The sequence below is a fragment of the Pedococcus sp. 5OH_020 genome (genome assembly GCF_027812955.1).
Lineage (GTDB): Bacteria > Actinomycetota > Actinomycetes > Actinomycetales > Dermatophilaceae > Pedococcus.
On record NZ_JAPYZV010000001.1, the window covers coordinates 155,719 to 177,040 of the forward strand.

19 protein-coding genes and 1 tRNA gene are annotated in these 21,322 nt (G+C 71.1%); 16 read left to right on the forward strand and 4 right to left on the reverse strand.

The genetic code is table 11. From position 1 onward, the window contains the following. Positions 1-113 precede the first annotated feature (113 nt). From PHA84_RS00695 to PHA84_RS00710, 4 genes are all read left to right on the forward strand, one after another. Positions 114-1,307 (forward strand): HAD-IIIA family hydrolase, encoded by a 1,194-nt coding sequence (locus PHA84_RS00695; RefSeq protein WP_270886160.1) that lies wholly within the window; start codon positions 114-116, stop codon positions 1,305-1,307. Between the two features lie 3 nt (positions 1,308-1,310). Further along, a complete protein-coding gene (locus tag PHA84_RS00700; protein WP_270886161.1) occupies positions 1,311-2,456 on the forward strand; it encodes a glycosyltransferase family 4 protein in 1,146 nt (381 codons plus the stop codon). Beyond that, a complete protein-coding gene (locus tag PHA84_RS00705; protein ID WP_270886162.1) occupies positions 2,453-3,565 on the forward strand; it encodes an NAD-dependent epimerase/dehydratase family protein in 1,113 nt (370 codons plus the stop codon). Before PHA84_RS00700 ends, PHA84_RS00705 begins: the two co-directional genes overlap by 4 nt. Positions 3,566-3,721: 156 nt before the next feature. Beyond that, positions 3,722-4,915, forward strand: coding sequence for a glycosyltransferase family 4 protein (locus PHA84_RS00710; RefSeq protein WP_270886163.1), 1,194 nt, complete (start codon positions 3,722-3,724; stop codon positions 4,913-4,915). On the opposite strand, the gene PHA84_RS00715 is transcribed toward PHA84_RS00710, so the two are convergent. Continuing rightward, a complete protein-coding gene (locus tag PHA84_RS00715; RefSeq protein WP_270886164.1) occupies positions 4,867-5,598 on the reverse strand; it encodes a phosphatase PAP2 family protein in 732 nt (243 codons plus the stop codon). The two genes, PHA84_RS00710 and PHA84_RS00715, sit on opposite strands and share 49 nt — an antisense overlap. 502 nt (positions 5,599-6,100) lie before the next feature. Here PHA84_RS00715 and mfd point away from each other — a divergent pair. The 3 genes from mfd to PHA84_RS00730 all read left to right on the forward strand — a co-directional run bounded on the left by mfd (position 6,101) and on the right by PHA84_RS00730 (position 11,301). Further along, on the forward strand, positions 6,101-9,694 hold the full coding sequence (gene mfd, locus PHA84_RS00720; RefSeq protein ID WP_270886165.1) for a transcription-repair coupling factor: 3,594 nt from the start codon (positions 6,101-6,103) through the stop codon (positions 9,692-9,694). A gap of 74 nt (positions 9,695-9,768) precedes the next feature. Further along, the gene (locus PHA84_RS00725) at positions 9,769-10,278 is read left to right on the forward strand and encodes a hypothetical protein (RefSeq protein WP_270886166.1); all 510 of its coding nucleotides are present in this window, start codon (positions 9,769-9,771) and stop codon (positions 10,276-10,278) included. Between the two features lie 6 nt (positions 10,279-10,284). Next, positions 10,285-11,301: a MazG family protein gene (locus PHA84_RS00730; RefSeq protein ID WP_270886167.1), complete on the forward strand. Its 1,017-nt coding sequence runs from the start codon at positions 10,285-10,287 to the stop codon at positions 11,299-11,301. 6 nt (positions 11,302-11,307) lie between these two features. Here PHA84_RS00730 and PHA84_RS00735 read toward each other — a convergent pair whose 3' ends face one another. Next, complete coding sequence (locus PHA84_RS00735; protein ID WP_270886168.1) at positions 11,308-11,832, reverse strand: 2'-5' RNA ligase family protein; 525 nt, start codon at positions 11,830-11,832, stop codon at positions 11,308-11,310. A 144-nt stretch (positions 11,833-11,976) separates the two neighbouring features. Here PHA84_RS00735 and PHA84_RS00740 point away from each other — a divergent pair, with 144 nt between their 5' ends. The 7 genes from PHA84_RS00740 (at position 11,977) to PHA84_RS00770 (ending at position 17,794) form a co-directional block, all read left to right on the forward strand. Next, the gene (locus tag PHA84_RS00740; protein ID WP_270886169.1) at positions 11,977-13,137 is read left to right on the forward strand and encodes a PfkB family carbohydrate kinase; all 1,161 of its coding nucleotides are present in this window, start codon (positions 11,977-11,979) and stop codon (positions 13,135-13,137) included. Continuing rightward, complete coding sequence (locus PHA84_RS00745) at positions 13,134-14,072, forward strand: pseudouridine-5'-phosphate glycosidase (protein ID WP_270886170.1); 939 nt, start codon at positions 13,134-13,136, stop codon at positions 14,070-14,072. Before PHA84_RS00740 ends, PHA84_RS00745 begins: the two co-directional genes overlap by 4 nt. Positions 14,073-14,166: 94 nt before the next feature. Beyond that, positions 14,167-15,456, forward strand: a complete 1,290-nt coding sequence (gene eno, locus PHA84_RS00750; protein WP_270886171.1) for a phosphopyruvate hydratase — start codon at positions 14,167-14,169, stop codon at positions 15,454-15,456. Between the two features lie 28 nt (positions 15,457-15,484). Continuing rightward, positions 15,485-16,099, forward strand: coding sequence for an FtsB family cell division protein (locus PHA84_RS00755; RefSeq protein WP_270886172.1), 615 nt, complete (start codon positions 15,485-15,487; stop codon positions 16,097-16,099). After that, positions 16,096-16,617, forward strand: a complete 522-nt coding sequence (locus PHA84_RS00760; RefSeq protein WP_270886173.1) for a DUF501 domain-containing protein — start codon at positions 16,096-16,098, stop codon at positions 16,615-16,617. Before PHA84_RS00755 ends, PHA84_RS00760 begins: the two co-directional genes overlap by 4 nt. Then, on the forward strand, positions 16,614-17,597 hold the full coding sequence (locus PHA84_RS00765) for a Ppx/GppA phosphatase family protein (protein ID WP_270886174.1): 984 nt from the start codon (positions 16,614-16,616) through the stop codon (positions 17,595-17,597). The genes PHA84_RS00760 and PHA84_RS00765 overlap by 4 nt, the downstream gene beginning before the upstream one ends. A 122-nt stretch (positions 17,598-17,719) precedes the next feature. Then, positions 17,720-17,794, forward strand: a tRNA-Leu gene (locus PHA84_RS00770). A 135-nt stretch (positions 17,795-17,929) separates the two neighbouring features. On the opposite strand, the gene PHA84_RS00775 is transcribed toward PHA84_RS00770, so the two are convergent. After that, positions 17,930-18,691 (reverse strand): hypothetical protein, encoded by a 762-nt coding sequence (locus PHA84_RS00775; protein WP_270886175.1) that lies wholly within the window; start codon positions 18,689-18,691, stop codon positions 17,930-17,932. A 259-nt stretch (positions 18,692-18,950) separates the two neighbouring features. On the opposite strand from PHA84_RS00775, the gene PHA84_RS00780 reads away from it, so the two are divergent. Further along, on the forward strand, positions 18,951-19,814 hold the full coding sequence (locus PHA84_RS00780; protein WP_270886176.1) for a Bax inhibitor-1/YccA family protein: 864 nt from the start codon (positions 18,951-18,953) through the stop codon (positions 19,812-19,814). A gap of 52 nt (positions 19,815-19,866) precedes the next feature. After that, the gene (locus PHA84_RS00785; RefSeq protein WP_270886177.1) at positions 19,867-20,085 is read left to right on the forward strand and encodes a hypothetical protein; all 219 of its coding nucleotides are present in this window, start codon (positions 19,867-19,869) and stop codon (positions 20,083-20,085) included. Here PHA84_RS00785 and PHA84_RS00790 read toward each other — a convergent pair. Then, positions 20,078-21,301, reverse strand: a complete 1,224-nt coding sequence (locus PHA84_RS00790; protein ID WP_270886178.1) for an acetyl-CoA C-acetyltransferase — start codon at positions 21,299-21,301, stop codon at positions 20,078-20,080. The genes PHA84_RS00785 and PHA84_RS00790 overlap by 8 nt on opposite strands. Positions 21,302-21,322: the final 21 nt, after the last annotated feature.

Below are 21,322 nucleotides of genomic sequence, written 5' to 3' on the forward strand. Positions count from 1 at the left end.
GAGGCCGACATGAGGTGTCAAGAGTGGTGTGCGGGGGCTGCACTGCGTCGTCGAGATGGCCGGGTCATCGTCGAAGGCGACCGTGCCTCGCGGCCCGGTCGGGACGGCCGGCCATGACGCGGCCCGGGGTGCTCCTCGACCGCGACGGCACCATCATCGTCGACAGCGGCTATGTCGGCGCCATCTCGGACGTCGTGTTCCTCGAGGGGGCCGTCGAGGCCATCGCGCGGCTGAACGCGGCGGGGATCCCCGTGGCGGTCGTGACCAACCAGTCGGCCGTGGCCCGCGGGTTCTTCGAGCTCGAGGACGTCGAGCAGGTGCACAAGCACATGGCGGCGGAGCTCGCCCGTGGCGGTGCGTATGTCGACGCGTGGTTCTTCTGCCCCTACCACCCGGACGGGATCGTCGCGCCCTTCGCCCGGGTGAGCTCAGACCGCAAGCCCGGCCCCGGAATGGCGCTCGCGGCCGCCGAGACCTTGGGCCTGGACCTCTCCGCGTCCTGGGTGGTGGGTGACAGCGACTCCGACGTCGGCATGGCGAGGGCGGTCGGAGCGCAGCCCTTCCTGGTCCTGCAGACGGGACAGAGCACTGCGCCGGACGTCGTCACCGTGACCGGCCTGGCGGCTGCGGTCGACATCATCCTGAGCGACCACGCCGAGAGGTCGATTCAGCCGGCGGTGCCCCGAACCGCCTTCCCGGGCCGCCGGTACGCAGAGGCGTCGAGCTTCGCCGCCGACTATGCCGGCGAGCTGAGCCGCGCGATGGCGACGCTCGACAGCCCGCAGCTGGACGCCGCAGCGCGACTGCTGAACGCCGCCTACGACCGGGGGGCCACGGTCTTCTCCTGTGGCAACGGCGGGTCGGCGTCCATCGCGAACCACTTCCAGTGCGACCACGTGAAGGGGGTGAGGGGAGGCACGGGGCTGCTCACCCACGTGCAGAGCCTCAGCGCGAACGTGGAGATCCTGAGCGCGATCGCCAACGACAACGGGTACGACGGTGTCTTCGACTTCCAGCTGGAGTCGCTGGCACGGCCCGGAGACGTGCTCGTCGCCGTGTCCTCGTCCGGCCGCTCACCCAACATCGTGCGGGCCCTGGAGTGGTGTGCGAAGAACGGTCTGGAGTCCGTGGCCCTCACCGGCTTCACCGGAGGACGGGCCCGCGAGCTGGCCACCGTGTCGGTCCACGTCGACTCGTTCAACTACGGGGTCATCGAGGATGCGCACCAGGCCTGCATGCACCTCCTCGCCCAGTACGTGCGCCAGTCGAGGATGTCGGCCGCCGACGTCGTGAGCGCGGTCTTCTGACCCATGCGCGTCGCCATCAACCTGCTGACCGACGACCCGGCCAACCCCTCGGGCGCACACTGGTTCTGGACCAGGGTGATACCGGAGATGGCCACCCATCTCAAGGACGACGAGGAGCTGCGGCTCGTCGTCAGCCCGCGCTCCAAGACGATGCACCGCGGCTACGGAGCCGGAGTCGGGTACGTCACCTTCCCGTGGTCCAACGAGCGCCGGAACCTGCGCACTCTCAGCGAGCACCTCTACGCGCCGGTGCGGCTGCCACTGGGCGGGGTCGACGTCTTCAGCACCCTGATCGCCCCTGTCGTCAAACCCGCACCGTCGCTGGTCGCCCACTTCAAGACGATGCACGCCTTCACGGCGCCCGAGGCCATCGGCCGCGCTGCACGGCTGTACCGCCGCATCGGGTATCCGCGCACGGCCAAGGTCGCCGACGCCATCATCATCAACTCCGAAAGCCTGCGTTCGGAGGTCCACAGGCATCTCGACGTGGACCCGGCGAAGCTGCGGCTCATCCCGGAGGCGGTGGACCACGACCTGTTCCGACCAGGAGACCCGCAGGAGGCGCGACGGCACCTGGCAGAGCGGTACGGGGTCCGGGGGCCGTTCGTGCTGTTCGTCTCCTCCCTCTGGCCGTACAAGAACTGCGACGGCCTGCTGCGGGCGTTCGCCGTCGCGAAGCCGGACCTGGACGGCCATCGGCTCGTCGTCGTCGGCCCGGGCCGCGACACGGCCTACCTGAGCGAGCTGCGGTCGCTCGCCGCACAGCTCGGCATCGCCGACGACGTGACGTGGGTCGGCGGGGTCCCGCTGGAGGAGACAGTCCCCTTCTACCGGGCGGCCGACGTCTTCGTGTACCCGTCGCACAACGAGACGTTCGGCCTGACGATCCTGGAGGCGATGGCCTGCGGATGCCCCGTGGTCACCTCCGACCGGAGCGCGATGCCGGAGACGGCCGGCGGGGCGGGGTTCCTCGCCGATCCTGACGACCCGGAGGCGATCGGCGCGGCCATCCTCCGGGCTCGCGCGAGCGGCGAGGACCTGCGGTCGCGGGGGCTCGCCAGAGCAGCACAGTTCACCTGGGCCCAGACGGCCCGGGAGACGCTCGAGGTGTACCGCGAGGTGTACGCGAACCGGAAGGCCCGTCGATGAGAGTGCTGGTGACCGGAGGAGCCGGTTTCATCGGCTCGCACACGAGCGACCGGCTCGTAGAGCTTGGGCACGAGGTGGTCATCCTGGACGCCCTCACCGCGCCGGTGCACCGAGACGGCCAGCCGAGCTATCTCACCCCCGGCGCAGAGCTCTGGGTCGGGGACGTGCGGAACAGGGACCTGCTCGCGAACCTCCTGCGCAGGGTCGACGCGGTCTACCACTTCGCGGCATACCAGGACTACCTCACCGACTTCTCCCGCTTCACCTCGACCAACGTCGTGTCCACCGCACTGCTCTACGAGATCGCGGTGGCGGAGAAGCTGGACCTCCAACGGGTCGTGGTCGCCTCATCCCAGTCCGCCATGGGGGAGGGGATGTACGCCTGCCCCACCGATGGCGTGCAGACGCCGGACATGCGTCCCGAGTCGGCGCTGGCGCGCGGGGAGTGGGAACACCGATGCCCTCAGTGCGGTGGCGCACTGCGAGTGCTGAAGACCCCGGAGACCTTCGCGAACCCCCAGAACGCGTACGGGATGTCCAAGTACGGCGAGGAGATGGTCGCCATCGCCCTGGGCCGCCGCTACGGCATCCCTACCGTGGCGCTGCGCTACAGCATCGTGCAGGGCCCACGCCAGTCCATCTACAACGCCTACTCCGGGGCGTGCCGGATCTTCTGCCTCCACTACCTGCTGGGCTCTGCCCCGATCCTGTACGAGGACGGTGCGATGCTGCGCGACTACGTCAACATCCACGACGTGGTCGCGGCCAACGAGCTGGCACTCGCGGACTCCCGCGCAGTCGGTGGGGTGTTCAACGTCGGCGGCGGCACCGCCTACACAACGGCCCAGTTCGCCGAAGTGGTCCGCGAGCACTACGCCTCGGAGCAGCAGCCGCGCGTGTCGGGTGAGTACCGGTTCGGCGACACCCGGCACATCCACTCGGACATCCAGGCGCTGCAGGATCTGGGCTGGGATCCCAAGCGGAGTCCGGCGGACTCGGTCGCCCAGTACGCCGAATGGCTCCAGGGGATGCCGGGGCTGGACGACGTCCTGGCGGAGGCGGACGCGAAGATGCGCCGGCTGGGCGTCGTGCGGAGGGCCGCCGGATGACGACCGCTCCAGCAGCCACCCCCGGGAGCGCCGGCATCGCTCGCGGCGTACCGGTCGACGACTTCCGTACGGGGCATACCGCGTGCGGAGCAGCAGTCCGGCCCCTGCAGTGGGGGCCGGCGCGCATGCAGGGAATGCAGGGAATGCAGGGGGAGCATGACAAGGAACAAGGGCACCAGCGCCCGGTGGGAACAGGCTGACCGACCTCTCATCATCGCCAGCGTGGCGCGCGAACGGGGCATCACCGGCGTGCACACGCACGTGCGACAGCTACGGGGCTACCTCGCGCGGGCCGGAGTCGCCGCGGACCTGGTGACCCCACACAGCTGGGCTGTCCGGGGACGACCGTGGCGAGGCTTGGTCCTCACGCCGCTGTTCGGCCTCCGGGTGGCTCTCGAGCGGCTGTGTGGCCCGGCGAACGTGTGGTGGTACCGGTCCTCGCACGAGTACTTCCTACGCCTGGCGCTCCGTCGCAGGCTCCTCCAGGAGGGGCCCTGCACCGTCTACGCGCAGTGCCCGGTGTCGGCCAAGGCAGCTCTGGCCGCCCGCCGCGGCCCGTACCAGCGTGTCGTGCTGGCCGTCCACTTCCGCATCTCCCAGGCCGACGAGTGGGCCGACAAGGGCCAGATCGCTCGCCAGAGTGCCGTCTACCGCTGGATCCGGGAGACCGAGCGTCGGGTCGTCCCCCGGGTGGACGGGCTCGTGTTCGTGTCCTCGTGGGCCCGGTCCGCCGTGCGCCAGTGGCTGCCCGAGGTGGACCGGGTCCCCGGAACGGTCATCGAGAACTTCGTGGAGCGAACCGCGGTGCCGCAGGTGGTGGGCAGGGCCGGCGACCTGGTCACGGTGGGGAACCTCGAGGCCGTGAAGAACCACCGCTACCTGCTGCGGGTCCTGGCGCGGGCGAAGGGGAAGGGCTACGTCTACCGTCTGGACGTCTTCGGTGAAGGGACCGAGCGGGCTCGGCTCCTTGCGCTCGCCTCCGAGCTGGGGGTCTCCGACCAGGTACGCCTGCAGGGGTTCTGCGCCGATGTCCAGGAGCGGCTCGCGGGATACACGGCGTACGTGCACGCGTCCTACTCCGAGTCGTCCTCGCTGGCGATCATGGAGGCGATGTCGGCCGGGCTCCCGGTGGTGTCGAGTACCGCGGGCGCGCTCGGCGAGCTCTTCGAGGACCCCGACCAGGGACGCTTCTGGCCCATCGACGACGAGGAGGAGGCGGCGCGGATCCTCATCGACCTGATGGAGTCGCCTGCCGAGCTGCGCCGGGCCGGCCAGGCGGCAAGGCGGAGGTTCCTGCAGTGCTACGACGCCGAGGTCGTCGCCCCGCGCCTGCTGTCCTTTCTGCGCTGAGGTGGCGGGACGCCGCCGGCGGGCCGGCGCCGACAGGCCCACCGGCGCACCGGCACCCGGCTCGCAGCACTCACCACGGCCACCGCGAGCAGCGTTCCGCCCAGCACGTCGCTCGGCCAGTGGGCGGCCGAGACGAGCAGGGCGGCCGTCATGAGGCCGGCTGCCGCCACCACGGGCGTCCACAGCCACCACGGCACCCGAGGTGCCGTCAGCAGCAGGGACCCCGCGAGAGCGACGAGGAGCGCGACCACGTGCCCCGACGGGTAGCTGCCCCCGGTCGGCGTCACGTACCCGTGCGGGTCCGGTCTCTGGAACGCGAACTTCGCGAGCAGCGTCAGCGCCATCGAGGCTCCGCCCAGGCCGGCCGCGAAGATCGCGGGCCACCAGGACCGGCGCCAGGCCGAGGTGGCCAGCGACGTCATCGCCAGCACGGCGTACATCCGGTCGGGAGCGAGCCGCGACATCCACGGGCTGAGGCGGACCTGCCAGGGGCCCCAGGCGTCGCCCGGGCGCAGCGCGCCCAGTGTCTGGCCGTCCCACGACCGCATGGCGCCCGTCACGACGAGGGCGCCGAGGACCAGGAAGGCCGCGGCGCACCAGAGGGCGAGCGAGGTCGTCCATCCCGCCATGAGGTCCTCCGCCGGGGCACCTTCCGGGGACCGGGCACCCGTCCGCCGGGTCACGGACGCATCCCTTGACGCCGTCGTTCCCCGTCTGGTCGGCATCGCGTTGCGCTCCCTCTGGAGCCTTGGTTTCGCGCTCCGACTCCTGCTCCGGCTCGTGCTCCGGCTCCTGCTCCGGCTCCTGCTCGAGGCTGGTTCGACGCTACGGGCGGTGCTTCCCCGCGTTGTCCTCCCGATGGCGTATTTCCGTGTCGCACAAACGGATCTGCCGCGTTCGGCACTGCGCGCCTACGTTCGTCCACAGAGCCGCCACCCTCGACGCCTGACGCCCTGGACCGCAGGAGCCGTCACGTCGAGGGGCGGCCGCAAGCAGCGGGGTCGCACCGCCCGGTTGGACAGGGGGAGTGCCGGGCCCCGCACCACGACGGGGTACGCCGGGTGGCCGGCACCGCGCGTGGGGCCTGACGGTCCCGGGCGCCGCGGCGTACCCCCGGCGGTTAGGGTGGACGTACCCCATTGGCGCTTGCCGTGGGGCGTTCGTGCTGTCCTCAGGAGCCGTGTCATGACCCTCAGCCCGCTGCTCGACCTGCTCGCCGGTGACCCGGGGGTGGCCCGTGCCCTCGCGGTCGCCAGGACCGGCGAACCGGTGGCGGACATCTCCGTCGCGGCCGGTGCCCGACCTGCGCTCATCGCCGCAGCCGCCCGGGACGCCGGGCGCCCTCTGCTCGCCGTGACGGCGACGACCCGTGAGGCCGAGGACCTGGTCTCGGCCCTGCGGTGCTTCCTGGACCCCGACCGGGTGGCCGACTTCCCGGCCTGGGAGACCCTGCCGCACGAGCGGCTCAGCCCGCGCAGCGACACGGTCGGCAAGCGGCTCGCCGTCCTGCGCCGGCTGCGCCACCCCGACCCGACCGACGCGGCCTACGGTCCGCTCGACATCGTGGTGGCGCCGGTACGCGCGGTCCTCCAGCCGGTGGCACAGGGGCTCGGCGAGCTCAGGCCGGTGTCCCTGCGCGCGGGCGACGAGATGCCCCTCGAGCAGGTCGTGGAGGACCTCGCAGCCGCTGCCTATGCCCGTACCGACCTCGTCGAGCGGCGGGGAGAGTTCGCGGTGCGCGGCGGCATCCTGGACGTCTTCCCGCCCACCGAGGACCACCCCGTACGCGTCGAGTTCTGGGGCGACACCGTCGAGGAGATCCGCTGGTTCAAGGTCGCGGACCAACGCAGCCTCGAGGTGGCCGACCACGGACTGTGGGCGCCGCCGTGCCGTGAGGTGCTCCTCACCGAGTCGGTCCGGGAGCGGGCGCGAGCCCTGATGGGCCAGCTGCCCGGCGCGGTGGACCTGCTCGCCAAGCTCGCCGAGGGCATCGCCGTGGAGGGCATGGAGTCGCTGGCGCCGGCCCTCGTCGACGGTATGGAGAGCGTGCTGGACACCCTGCGCGATGGGACGGCCGTGGTGGTGTGTGACCCGGAGCGCGTCCGGACCCGGGCCCACGACCTCGTGGCCACCAGCCAGGAGTTCCTGGAGGCCGGCTGGGCGAACGCTGCGGCGGGCAACACCGTGCCCATCGACCTGCAGGGGATTCTCGGCACCGCTTCGTTCTGGGCTCTGGCCGAGCTCAGGGCGCACGCGCGCGAGCTGGGGATGCCCTGGTGGGACCTCGGCCCGTTCGTGGCCGACGAGGAGCTGGCCGAGGACGGGGCCGCTGTGGTCAACACAGGCCTGGAGGAGTCCCCGCGCTACCGCGGGTCGACCCCCGACGCCGTGCAGGACCTACGGCAGTGGGTCGCGGACGGATGGCGCGTCGTCGTCGTGACGGAGGGGCACGGCCTGGCGCGACGCGTGGCGGAGGTGCTGGCCGGCGAGGACGTGCCGGCACGCCTGGATGCCGACCTGGAAGACCTCGCGCCAGGCATGGTGCACCTGACCAGCGGCGCGTTGGGGTCCGGGTTCCTCTCCGCGGCAACGAGATTCGCGCTGGTGACCGAGACGGACCTCACCGGCACCCCGGGCCAGGGCGGCTCCACCAAGGACATGCGGAAGATGCCGTCGCGGCGACGCAACCAGGTCGACCCGCTGCAGCTCAAGCCGGGTGACTTCGTCGTGCACGAGCAGCACGGTGTCGGCAGGTTCGTCGAGATGGTCCAGCGGACGGTCGGGGGTGCGACCCGGGAGTACCTCGTCATCGAGTACGCGCCCTCCAAGAGGGGCCAGCCGGGCGACCGGCTCTTCGTCCCCACCGACCAGCTCGACCAGGTGACGCGCTACGTGGGAGGCGAGCAGCCGACCCTCAACCGGATGGGCGGCAGCGACTGGCAGAAGACCAAGGGGCGGGCCCGCAAGTACGTCAAGCAGATCGCCGCCGAGCTGATCCAGCTCTACAGCGCCCGGATGGCCACCAGCGGCCACGCCTTCGCGCCGGACACGCCGTGGCAGCGCGAGCTCGAGGACGCCTTCGTCTACGTCGAGACCCCCGACCAGCTGAGCTCCATCGACGAGGTCAAGGCCGACATGGAGCGCAGCGTCCCGATGGACAGGCTGATCTGCGGTGACGTCGGCTACGGCAAGACCGAGATCGCGGTCCGGGCGGCGTTCAAGGCGATCCAGGACGGCAAGCAGGTCGCGGTGCTCGTGCCGACGACCCTGCTCGTCCAGCAGCACTTCCAGACGTTCTCCGAACGGTATGCGCAGTTCCCGGTCACCGTGCGGGCCCTGTCCCGGTTCCAGAGCGACAAGGAGGCCCGGGAGACGGTCGAGGGGCTGGCGAACGGCTCCGTCGACCTCGTCATCGGCACGCACCGGCTGCTCTCCGGCGACATCCGGTACAAGGATCTCGGCCTCGTGGTGATCGACGAGGAGCAGCGGTTCGGAGTGGAGCACAAGGAGCAGCTGAAGACGCTGCGGACCGCGGTCGACGTGCTGGCGATGTCCGCGACGCCCATCCCGCGAACCCTCGAGATGGCCGTCACCGGCATCCGCGAGATGTCCACCCTGGCCACGCCGCCCGAGGAGCGGCACCCGGTGCTGACGTACGTCGGTGCCTACGAGGAGAAGCAGATCGTCGCGGCCATCCGCCGTGAGCTGCTCCGCGAAGGACAGGTGTTCCTCGTCCACAACAAGGTCTCCACCATCGAGCGTGCGGCCAGCCGCATCCGCGAGCTGGTACCGGAGGCCCGGGTGGCCACGGCTCACGGCAAGATGGGCGAGCACAAGCTGGAGCAGGTCGTGGTCGACTTCTGGGACAAGAAGTTCGACGTCCTCGTCTGCACGACCATCGTGGAGACCGGTCTGGACATCTCCAACGCCAACACCCTCATCGTGGAGCGTTCCGACGTCCTCGGCCTGAGCCAGCTCCACCAGCTGCGCGGTCGCGTCGGCCGTGGGCGTGAGCGCGCGTACTGCTACTTCCTCTACCCGCCCGAGAAGCCCATGACCGAGACGGCCCACGACCGGCTCCAGACCATGGCCAGCCATACCGACCTGGGGGCCGGCATCCAGATCGCCATGAAGGACCTGGAGATCCGCGGCGCCGGGAACCTGCTCGGCGGCGAGCAGTCCGGCCACATTGCCGGGGTCGGGTTCGACCTGTACGTGCGGCTGGTCGGCGAGGCGGTGGCCGACTTCCGCGGCGACGCCGCCGAGGCGGTCACCGAGATCAAGATCGAGCTTCCGGTCGACGCGCACCTCCCGCACGACTACGTCCCCGGGGAGCGGCTGCGGCTGGAGGCCTACAAGAAGCTCGCGAGTGTGGCCGACGAGGCCGCCCTCGCGGAGATCGAGGCGGAGCTGGTCGACCGGTACGGTGCGCTGCCGGAGCCCGTCCGCAACCTCATGGAGGTGGCCCGGCTGCGCACGGTGGCACGTCAGGCCGGGGTCGCGGACATCAGCGTGCAGGGGAGCTACGTCCGGTTCGGACCCGTCGACCTGCCGGAGTCGGCGCAGCTTCGGCTGCAGCGGCTCTACCCGAGGTCCCTGGTCAAGGACGCGGTGCATACCATTCTCGTGCCGAAGCCGACGACGGCTCGGGTAGGTGGCAGGCCACTTCGCGACACGGCAGTGTTGCAGTGGGCCAGCGACCTCATCCGCGCCGTCATGCTGGGCAGCGTCTCCGACGCGGCCAGGGTCGGCGGCGGTCAGGCGGTTGCGGCCCGATGAGGGTCGCCGGAGTGCCGAGCCGACGGTTCGGGATGCGTGTCAGGAAGTTCGGTCGTGGTGAGAGAGGCAAGCCTGTGAAGGCATTCAAGTCCCTGCGCGGTTCGGTCGTCGCCATCCTGGTGGGCAGCGTGCTGACGGTGTCAGGCTGCGCGACCGCCGACACGGCCGCCGTCGTCGACGGTCAGCGGATCACCGAGCAGGAGGCGCAGGAGGCGGCGCGCCAGGTGACCAAGGTGCAGCCCGACTCGGGGCTCGACACCCCCCAGGCCGTGGCCAGCCTGGTGATGGCGCGCTTCATCAACCAGGTGGCGGTCCAGGACGGCAAAGGCCTGTCGGACTCGGCAGCCCGGGCGGCCGTCGCCTCCATCCCCGACCCGGCGCCCTCGACGCTGCAGCTCGTGAAGGCGAGCCTCGCCTGGAACCAGATGACCAGCGAAGAGCAGAACAAGGCCGTCACCGCGGCGTCGAAGGCGAACATCACCGTGAACCCTCGGTACGGCAGCTTCGACGCCAAGAACGTCCGCTTCAGCGCCAGCACCCCGAACTGGATCAAGCCCCAGCCGGCGCAGACCCCGGCAGGCTGACGCGCTGTGGCCGGTCGCCTGGCGCTGCTGGTCGGCACGCCGCGGATCGCGCCGGGGCTGTTCACCCGAGCCGCCTGGCACGCGCTGGACTCGGCCGCCCAGGTCCTGGCGCGGGACACCTCAGAGCCGCTGGCCCAAGCCGTGGCGGAGGCGGGGGTTCCCGTTGAGCACCTCGTCGGGCTCGAGCCTGCGGCATTGGCCCGCACCTTGCTCGAGCGGGCGCAGGACGACCAGGTCGTATGGGTCGCGTCGGCGGACGCGGACCCCGGGCTCACCGACGCCGTGGCGTCGGAGGTGTCCCGGCTCGGCGAGCCGCCCGAGGTGGAGGTGCTGGTGGCCTCGTGGGACGTGCCGGGCTCGCGGCTGCTCGACCTCGTCGCGGTGATGGACCGGCTGCGCTCGCCGGGGGGATGCCCCTGGGACGCGGAGCAGACCCACGAGTCCTTGGTGAAGTACCTCCTTGAGGAGAGCTACGAGGCGGTCGAGGCGATCGAGTCCGGCGACCGCGGCCACCTGCGCGAGGAGCTCGGGGACGTGCTGCTCCAGGTCGCCTTCCAGTCCAGGGTCGCCCAGGACCATCCGCAGGAGCCGTTCGACATCGACGACGTCGCCGCCGAGATCGTCGCGAAGCTGGTCCGGCGACATCCCCACGTGTTCGCCGACGGCGAGGCCTCCACGGCTGCCGAGGTGGAGCAGGCCTGGGAGCGGATCAAGGCCGAGGAACGCGCCACGAAGCAGTCACACCATGGGGGCGAGGCGGGCCACGAGGACCTGATGCACGGCATCCCGACCGCCCTGCCCAGCCTTCTCGCGGCAGAGAAGGTCGTGGCGCGGTGGGAACGCGCGGGACGGGACCCCCGCGAGCTGACCGGGGACGGACCAGGCGAGGAGCACGAGCTCGGCACAGCCATGCTCGACCTGGTCGTGCGGGCCCGGGCTGGCGGCCGGTCGGCCGAGCAGGTGCTCCGTTCCACGCTGCGCCGGCTCACCGAGGCCCAGGCGCAGCAGACCCGCCGGTCCTGACGTCCGTCAGAGCAGCCGCGGCAGCGGCCACCGCTGACCGGTGGAGCTGTCGATGAGAGCGCACGCGGGGGCGCGCGCCTCGAGCGGGAGGATGTCGAAGGCGGCCGCGGCGGTCGCTGCCAGCTCCTCTCGACGCACCCGGGTCGCGAGGCTGCTGTGCGGGATCCACGCGCCGGGCCGGTAGTGCTGGTGGAGCTCCGCGCCGCTGTCCTCGCAGGCGCGCACGACGGCCGCCTGGCGCGCCTGCAGTCCCTCGGTCGCGGCCGGCACCAGGGCAGCGCGTCCCCGCCGGAAGAGCGCGACGGCGTCGAACCGCAGTGACAGCGGCTCCCCGCAGGGGAGCCGGTCGAGGCTGTCCGCGACAGCCGCCACGTCGTACTCGCGCAGGACCGCATACGACAGGTGCGGCACATGCCGGCCGTGAGTATGCGTGGCGAGCGTCCTGGTCCCCAGCGCCTCGAGGCGCTCCCACAACGCGCGGATGGCCTCGTCCGTCCGGCGGTCGAAGAGCAGGCAGACGGCAAGCGCCATGGACGTCATTGTGTCCCCTGCCCGCCACGGACGCCCGGCCATGCCCGCGAGAGCCGCGGCGCCTGCTCACCGCTCGCCGCGCACCGCCTGGGTGCCAGGGTTGCGCGGTACTTAGAGCACCAAAGATGCCTTATAGTGGCAAGTATGAGGCTGACCGAGCGCGAGCGCGAGATCGTCCACCTGCTCCGTTCGCAGCCGACGCTGGACGCGGCCGCCATCGCGGACCGGATCGGCGCGACCCGGGCCGCCGTCGCGGTGCACCTGTCCAACCTGACCAAGAAGGGCGCCATCCTGGGCCGCGGCTACGTCCTGCGGCCCGAAGGACGCTTCGTCGTGGTGGTCGGTGGTGCGAACCTCGACATCAAGGCACGGTCGGTGCTTCCGGCACAGCTCGGCACGTCGAACCCCGGCACCACGGTCACCACCCCGGGAGGGGTCGGCCGCAACATCGCCGAGAACCTGGCCCGGCTCGGCAACCCGACCCACCTCGTGGCTGCTGTGGGCCGGGACGCCTTCGGCGACCAGGTCCTCGAGGCCACCCGAGCCGCCGGTGTGTCCGTCGAGCACGTCATCACGACGCACGAGGGCACCGGGACCTATCTCGGCGTGCTGGACTCCACGGGTGAGCTGCTGGTGGCCGTCGCCAACATGGCCGCGACGGACCGGCTCACCGTGGCCGACCTGGGGCGCGCGGGGGACCTCGTGGCGCACGCCGACCTGGTCGTCCTCGACGGCAACCTCCCACCCGCCGTGTCCGCCTGGATCCTCGACCTCGCGGCCGCGGTGGGCGTGCCCGTGGTCCTGGACCCCGTGAGCGTCGCCAAGGCACGACCCCTCACGCACATCCTTTCGGGTGAGCGCCCCCTGCTGGCGATCACGCCCAACCAGGACGAGCTCGCAGCCATCGTCGGAGAGCCGGTCGAGCGGACGAGGGCCGGTATCGCCCGAGCGGCCCGCGCGGTGCACGACCTCGGCGTCCGGCATGTGTGGGTCCGCCGAGGCGCCCGCGGGAGCCTGCTGAGCAGCGTCGCCGACGACGGACGGGTCACCGTGGCGACCCTGGTGGCGCCGCCGGTGACCGTCGTCGATGTGACGGGAGCCGGAGACTCGATGACCGCGGCATTCGTCCACGCCCTCCTGCGCGGGGACAGCCCCGTGGACGCCGCGCGCTTCGGCCAGGTGGCCGCCGGTCTGACGGTGGCGACGGCGGAGACGGTGCGCTCGGACCTCAGCCCCCGGCTCGTCGACGCCGAGCTACGAAAAGCCCCTCGCCGCACCAGTGGCACCACCAAGGAGACCGCATGACCATCCCCCCGACCGGCACCGCCCATCCCTACCTGAGCCTGTCCGCCGAGGTGGCGGACGCGCTCGCGGACCGGCGTCCCGTGGTGGCCCTGGAGAGCACGATCATCAGCCACGGGATGCCCTACCCGCGCAACGTCGAGATGGCGGTGGAGGTGGAGCAGATCATCCGCGACGGAGGTGCTACTCCGGCGACCATCGCCATCCTCGACGGCGTTCCTCGGATCGGGCTGGACGCCGCGGAGCTGGAGGTCCTCGCGTCCCACCCCGACGTGGCGAAGGTCAGCCTGCGCGACCTGCCGTACGTCATGGCCCGCAAGGCCCACGGTGCTACCACGGTGGCCAGCACGATGAGGTTGGCAGCGCTCGCGGGCATCTCGGTCTTCGTCACCGGAGGCCTCGGCGGAGTGCACCGTGGCGCCGAGCGCACCTTCGACATCTCCGCCGACCTCACCGAGCTGGGTCGCACCGACGTCGCCGTGGTCTGTGCCGGGGTGAAGTCCATCCTCGACATCGGCCTGACGCTCGAGACGTTGGAGACGCTCGGGGTCCCGGTCGTCGTGCACGGCAGCGACACGTTCCCGTCGTTCTACTCGCGCTCCAGCGACCATCCGGCACCGCTGCGCGCCGACTCGGCCGGCGAGCTGGCGGCCATGATGAGCGCCAAGTGGGACGGGCTCGGCCTGGAGGGGGCGATAGTCGTCGCGAACCCGGTCCCGGCCGCGGACGAGATCCCTGCCGGTGAGATCGGCGCCCTCATCGACCAGGCCCTGTCCGAGTCCGTCGAGCGTGGCGTCCACGGCAAGGACATCACGCCCTTCCTGCTCGGGCGCATCGTGGAGCTCACAGGCGGACGATCGCTGGAGACCAACATCTCCCTGGTGCGTGACAACGCGCGGCTCGGGGCCAGCCTGGCGGTCTCGTACAGCCGTTCCTAGGCGCACATCGCCGACTGCGGGTCGGTCGCCTGGAGTCTCCGGGCTAGCGGGTAGCCTCTGGGCGTACCCGTTCGGCACCACGATGGAGACGGCTGTGGCCAGCATTGACGCAGTAGGCGCTCGCGAGATCCTCGACTCCCGGGGCAACCCCACCGTTGAGGTGGAGGTGGCGCTCGACGACGGCACCATCGCCCGGGCGGCAGTACCGTCCGGGGCCTCCACCGGAGCCTTCGAGGCGGTGGAGCGCCGTGACGGTGACAAGGCGCGCTACCTGGGCAAGGGGGTCCAGCAGGCGGTCGACGCGGTGCTCGACGAGATCAACCCCAAGCTGGTGGGCTACGAGGCGAGCGAGCAGCGCCTCGTGGACGGGGTGATGCTCGAGCTCGACGGGACCCCCAGCAAGTCCAAGCTCGGGGCCAACGCCATCCTCGGGGTTTCCCTGGCCGTCGCCAAGGCCGCCGCCGAGAGCTCGGGGTTGCCGCTCTTCCGGTACGTCGGCGGGCCGAACGCCCACATCCTGCCCGTGCCGATGATGAACATCCTCAACGGCGGTAGCCACGCCGACTCCAACGTCGACGTCCAGGAGTTCATGATCGCGCCGATCGGCGCCGACTCGTTCCGCGAGGCACTGCGGTGGGGCGCCGAGGTGTACCACGCTCTCAAGGCGGTCCTGAAGGAGAAGGGGCTGGCGACCGGGCTCGGTGACGAGGGTGGGTTCGCTCCCGACCTGGAGTCCAACCGCGCGGCGCTGGACCTGATCGTGGAGGCGATCCAGAACGCCGGCTACCAGCCGGGTACGCAGATCGCGCTCGCCCTCGACGTGGCTGCCAGCGAGTTCCACCAGGAGGACGGCACCTACGCCTTCGAGGGCGGCTCGAAGACGGCCGCCGAGATGGTCGACTACTACGCCGACCTCGTCGACTCCTACCCGCTGGTCTCCATCGAGGACCCGCTGAACGAGGAGGACTGGACCGGCTGGAAGACGATGACGGACCGCCTCGGCGATCGGGTCCAGATCGTCGGTGACGACCTGTTCGTGACGAACCCGGAACGACTGCAGCGTGGCATCGACGCGAGGACGGCCAACGCGCTGCTGGTGAAGGTCAACCAGATCGGCTCACTGACCGAGACGCTGGACGCCGTCGACCTCGCGCACCGTAACGGCTACCGCTGCATGATGAGCCACCGTTCCGGTGAGACCGAGGACGTGACGATCGCCGACCTGGCCGTGGCCACCAACTGCGGCCAGATCAAGACCGGCGCGCCCGCGCGTTCCGAGCGCGTCGCCAAGTACAACCAGCTCCTGCGGATCGAGGAGGAGCTCGACGACGCGGCGGTCTACGCCGGTGCCGGCGCCTTCCCACGGTTCGCGGCACGGGCCTGACGAGGCGTACGGATCGGCTGAGGAAGGCATGGCAGGGACCATCCACGGCAAGGACGGCGGGAGCGCCAAGGGCGCCCGCCGTCCCGCCGTAGCGCGCGCCGGCGCCGGTGGGCGCGGCGGGGGGCCACGCTCCGGTGCCGAGCGGCGGGTGTCCGCTCGTCCCGGCGCCGGTCCGGGACGCTCGCGCGCCACTGCGTCGGGGGCGGTGCGCAAGGCGGCTGCGGTGCACGGTGCGACGGAGCGTCGCGCGTCGCGCGCGGTGATGCGCGCGGTCGTGCTGGCCTCGATCCTTGTCCTGCTCGCAGTGACGCTCGTCCCGACTTTGCGCTCCTACCTGCACCAGCAGGGCGAGATCGACGCGCTGCGCGGCCAGGTCAGCGCCCAGCGCGCCGATGTGGCGGCGCTGCAGAAGGAGCAGGCCCGGTGGAACGACGACGCCTACGTCGTCCAGCAGGCTCGCGAACGGCTCAAGTTCGTCAAGGTGGGGGAGAAGTCGTACACCGTCATCGACGGCAAGCCGTCGACCAGGTCGCTGCCCGGTGCGACCAGCTCTACGCAGGACTCGAGCAAGGCGCCGTGGTACGGGCAGCTGTGGGACTCCGTGGTCGCCGCTGACGCCGCCCCCACCAGCCGGGGCAAGTGAGCGTCCAGCCGTCCCCGGCGGACCTCGAGGCGGTGCACGCCCAGCTCGGGCGCGTGCCCCGCGGCGTCGCAGCCGTCGCGCATCGATGCCCGTGCGGACACCCCGATGTCCTCATGACCGAGCCGCGGCTGCCCGACGGTACGCCGTTCCCGACGACCTTCTACGCGACGTGTCCCCGGCTGACCGGCGCGGTCTCGACGCTCGAGGCGTCGGGGATGATGAAGGAGATGACCGCCCGTCTGGCGCTGGACGACGAGCTGGCGGCGCAGTACGCCGCCGCGCACGAGCACTACCTCTCGACCCGGTCCCGGCTCGGGGAGGTCCCCGAGATCGCCGGGGTATCGGCCGGCGGGATGCCGGCGAGGGTGAAGTGTCTGCACGTGCTGGTGGCACACTCGCTCGCCGCGGGGCCGGGGGTGAACCCGCTCGGCGACGAGGCTCTCGCCGCCCTCGACGACTGGTGGGCGGCGGGCTCCTGCGTTCCGAAGGTCTCCGAGGGACCGGGGACCGGACGATGACCGCCGCGTCACCCGCGGACCGGGCCACCGCCACCCGGGTGGCGGCAGTGGACTGTGGCACGAACTCCATCCGGCTCCTCGTCGCGGACGTCGACCCTCGCTCCGGCGCGCTCACCGACGTCGTCCGACGCATGGAGGTCGTACGGCTCGGGTACGGCGTCGACCGGACCGGCCGAATCGACCCGACGGCCATGGAGCGGACGCTCAGGACCGCGCGGGAGTATGCCGTGCAGTGTCGCCGGCTCCACGTGGAGCGGGTCCGTTTCGTCGCGACGTCCGCCTCGCGTGACGCCTCCAACGCCGAGGAGTTCGTCCACGGCGTGCGGGACGCGTTCTCCGAGTACGCCATCACTCCCCAGGTGATCAGCGGGGCCGAGGAGGCCGCCCTCTCCTTCCGCGGTGCGACAGGCGACCTGCGGGCGCACGGCATCCCTGGGCCCTATCTTGTCGTGGACCTCGGTGGCGGCTCGACCGAGCTCGTGCGCGGCGAGCACGCCGTGGAGGCGGCGCTGTCCGTCGACGTGGGCTGCGTCCGGATGACCGAGCGTCACCTGCACAGTGACCCGCCGACCAGCGCGGAGGTGAGCGCCGCGACCGCGGACATCGACGCGGCGATCGACCAGGCCGCGGCGGGAGTGCGCTTCGACGGCATCGCCTCGCTGGTCGGGCTGGCCGGCAGCGTCACCACCATCACGGCCCACGCCCTCGGCCTGACGACCTACGACGCCAGCCGGATCCACCTCACCACCCTCGAGCCTGCGGTGGTCATGCGGGCGTGCCAGGAGCTCCTCCACCTACCTCGCGAGCAGCGCGCCCGCCTGGGGTTCATGCACCCCGGGCGGGTCGACGTCATCGGCGCCGGAGCGCTGGTCTGGCACCAGGTGGTGGCACGTCTGGCCCAGCACGGGGTGCAGCGAGTTGTCACCTCGGAGCACGACATCCTGGACGGTCTGGCCCTGTCCGTCGCCTCGGTGTACTGACCGGGCACGTGCGTTGCGGTCGTCGTGTGACGACACGGATCCAAGGTGCCTGACAGGCGAAGACCTCCGGGCCTGCAGTGGAACTGTCCAGGAACCGCTCCGCCACCCGGCATACTGGCAGGGCCCCCGTGGCCCAACTGGCAGAGGCAGGCGACTTAAAATCGCCACCGGTGCGGGTTCGACCCCCGTCGGGGGCACCCAAAGGCATGCCTCGACCCCAACCGGCCCGCCGGGACCCGCCCCATCCGCCGACTTTGTCTGCGGAACGCGGCGCCGCCCAGGATCGGAAAACGGTTGCCCTGGGCCGGTCGCATACAAAGTCGGGGCTTGGCTCAGGTCAGCGGGCAGCGGAGCTTCTGCGTGAGCTGGACGGCAGCCGAGTAGGAGTCCAGCTGCTGCTGGCCCGACTTCCAGGTCTTCTGCCACTTGTCCGCCATCGTCGCGGCCGACATGTGCCCCGCCCGGAACATCTCCATGTCGTGCACGTGGTGCTCCCAGGTGCTGATCGAGTCTCTGGCCCGGACGAGGACTGTCTGACGTGCCGCCGTGGCCTTGGCACAGGCCGTGATCGCGTTCACCTCCTGCAGCGGCGCCGAGCACGCCGCCGTCGGACCCAGCTCCGGACACCCTGCCTTGCTCGAGGTCAGCGCCTGGTCGGCTGCGCGGAACGACTGGGCCTTCTCCGTGGCGGCGATGCGGGTCTGGTTCCAGAAGGTCCTGGCGACGGGAAGGGAGATCTTGCCCGCGACGAGCAGGTTCATGGCGTCGATGTGCTTCTGGAACTGTTCGAGGGACGCCGCCGCCGCGCTGAGGGCCGCCTGTTGCCGGAGGTTGGTCAGTCGACACTGCTCGCTGGCCCCGGCGAGCGGGCTGGTGCTGGAGCCGGCCGAGGTCGCGGTGGTCGACGACGACACCGCCGTGCTGGCCAGCGTGGTCGTGGTCGACGACGTGGCCAGGATCGGCTGCCGCGCCGGCTCCTGGCTGGTCGGGCTGCCCGTGGAGGCGCTCGAGCCGGTGCCGGCGTCGAACACCCGTGTGACGAGGACGAACGGGACGACGAGGGCCAACAGTGCCGCGACGACCAGAAGCGCCATGCGGGTCCATGATCCTGGTGCTTGCTCGTCGTTCATGGTCATGGCTGACGCCTGCCTTCGGGTGCCGCGGGGGACTTCGAGTATCAGTCGGCCGTCCGGACGGTGACTTCACCCAGCGGCTGCAGGGGGTCCTCATACCGATGGTGGAAGAGACGCTCTCCTCGCCCCGGGGCACGTCGGGAACTTGGAGCGGGCCCCCACACGTACTCTTGAGGGAGCGGCCGACCGCAGGGCCGCACGACGCCTCCAAGGAGACCGCATGGCCAGCAACCCGGTGTTCGACCGGATCGACAAGGAGTCCCGCCAGGGGTACGCCGGCTTCGGCCGTCCCGGCGCGGGCCGGGCCGCGACGCCCGGCAGGGCACCCACCGACAGCCTGAGCGCGCAGCAGCTGCAGGACCTGTACAACCAACCGGCAGCCGGACCGGTGCAGACCCGGCGGCTGACCATGGACGACGTCGTCATGAAGACGGCGGGCCTGTTCGTCATCGTGCTCGCCGGGGCGGCGGTGGGATGGACGCTGTTCCCCAGCCTCGGTCTGGTCCTCATCCTCGGCGGTATCGCGCTGACCCTCGTCCTCGGGCTCGTGATCGCCCTCAAGAAGACGGTCAGCGTGCCCATGATCGTGCTGTACGCCGTGGTGGAGGGCCTCTTCGTGGGCGCCATCAGCAACGGCTACAGCCTTGCCTTCGACCCGCCGGAGCAGACTGACGTCTTCCACGGCATCGTGGCCCAGGCCGTGCTCGGCACGCTGTCCGTGTTCGCCGGGATGCTGCTTGCCTACCGGACCGGCCTGATCAAGGTCACCGAGAAGTTCCGGCGGATCGTCACGATGGCGGTGATCGGCTACGCGATCTTCGCGCTGGTGAACTTCCTGTATGCGGTCGTCGGCAACCACGCCTTCGGTATCGGAGGCACCGGCGCGCTCGGGATCGGGATCTCACTGTTCGCCATCGGGCTGGCCTCGGCCTCCCTCGCCGTGGACTTCGACTCGATCGACCGCGCCATCCGGGCGGGTGCTCCCGAGAGGTACTCGTGGTTGCTGGCCCACGGCCTCATCGTCACGCTGGTCTGGCTGTACCTCGAGGTCCTGCGGCTGCTGGGCCGCCTGCGCAGCAACTAGCGTGCCGCCGGGCTCGCCGGTCCCACAGGAGGTCTTGCAGGAGCTTCAGCGCGTGGTCCAGCGGTGGCAGCAGCTGCCGCTGGACCACGCGCTCCAACGGGTCCCGCAGATGCGCGCACTGCTGCACGACCTCGCAGGTCGGGACGTGCCCTACCTGGGCCCGGCAGTCGTCATGGACCAGCTGACCGTCCTCGTCTACGACACCTGCGAGGCCGGGATGGACCATGGTCTGCCGGACCGCCTCCGCGAGCTGCTCAGAGCGCTCAGCTGAGGCGCTCGTAGATGATCGCCATACCCTGGCCGCCGCCGACGCACATCGTCTCGAGCCCGAGCTGACCGTCCCGCGTCTCCAGGCCGTTGAGCAGTGTCGTGGTGATGCGGGCGCCGGTGGAGCCGAAGGGATGGCCCAGGGCGATCGCGCCGCCGTGCACGTTCAGCTTGTCGAAGTCCATGCCGAGGTCGTCCGCACTGGGGAGGACCTGCGCGGCGAAGGCCTCGTTGATCTCGTAGAGGTCGAGGTCGCCGATCGTCATGCCGGCACGGGCGAGGGCTTGACGCGAAGCCTCGACCGGGCCCAGGCCCATGATCTCCGGCGACAGCGCCGAGACGCCGGTCGCGACGACCCGCGCGAGGGGGGTGAGGCCGAGCTCCTTGGCCCTGGTGTCGCTCATGACGACGACCGCGGCGGCGCCGTCGTTCAGCGGGCAGCAGTTCCCAGCGGTGATGGTGCCCTCCTCGCGGAACACGGGGTTGAGCCCCTTGAGCGCCTCGAGGGTCACCCCGGCTCGGGGTCCGTCGTCCTTGCTCACCACGCTTCCGTCCGGCAGGGTCACCGGGGCGATCTCCCGCTCGAAGAACCCGTCCGCGATGGCCTTCTCGGCCCGGTTCTGGCTGGTGACGCCCCACTCGTCCTGGCGCTCTCGCGAGACGCCACGGAGCGTGGCGACGTTCTCGGCGGTCTGCCCCATCGAGAGGTAGACGTCCGGTACGAGGCCGTCCTCGCGGGGGTCGGTCCATCTCTGGTTCGTCTTCGCGATCTCCTCGCTGCGGGCCTTGGCCGACGCGAACCTCGGGTTCTGGTCGTCCCCGGCGGAGCCCCCGGCTCCGGCCCAGCTCGTGTACTGGGACACGCACTCCACGCCACCGGAGATGAAGATGTCGCCTTCGCCGGCCTTGATCGCGTGGTACGCCATCCGGGTGGTCTGGACCGAGGAGGCGCAGAACCGGTTGATGGTGGAGCCGGGCAGCCCGTCGAAGCCGGCCAGCACCGACACCACCCGCGCCATGTTGGAGCCGTGCCGGCCGGAGGGCTCGGCGCACCCCCAGTAGAGGTCCTCCACCAGAGTGGGGTCCAGAGCAGGGACCTTGCCGAGCGCGGCGCTGATCACCTGGACGGACAGGTCGTCGGGGCGCACGTCCTTCAGTGAGCCCTTGAACGCGCGCCCGATGGGCGTGCGGGCAGTGGAGACGATCACGGCTTCGGTCACGGGGTTTTCCTCCTCGTCGAG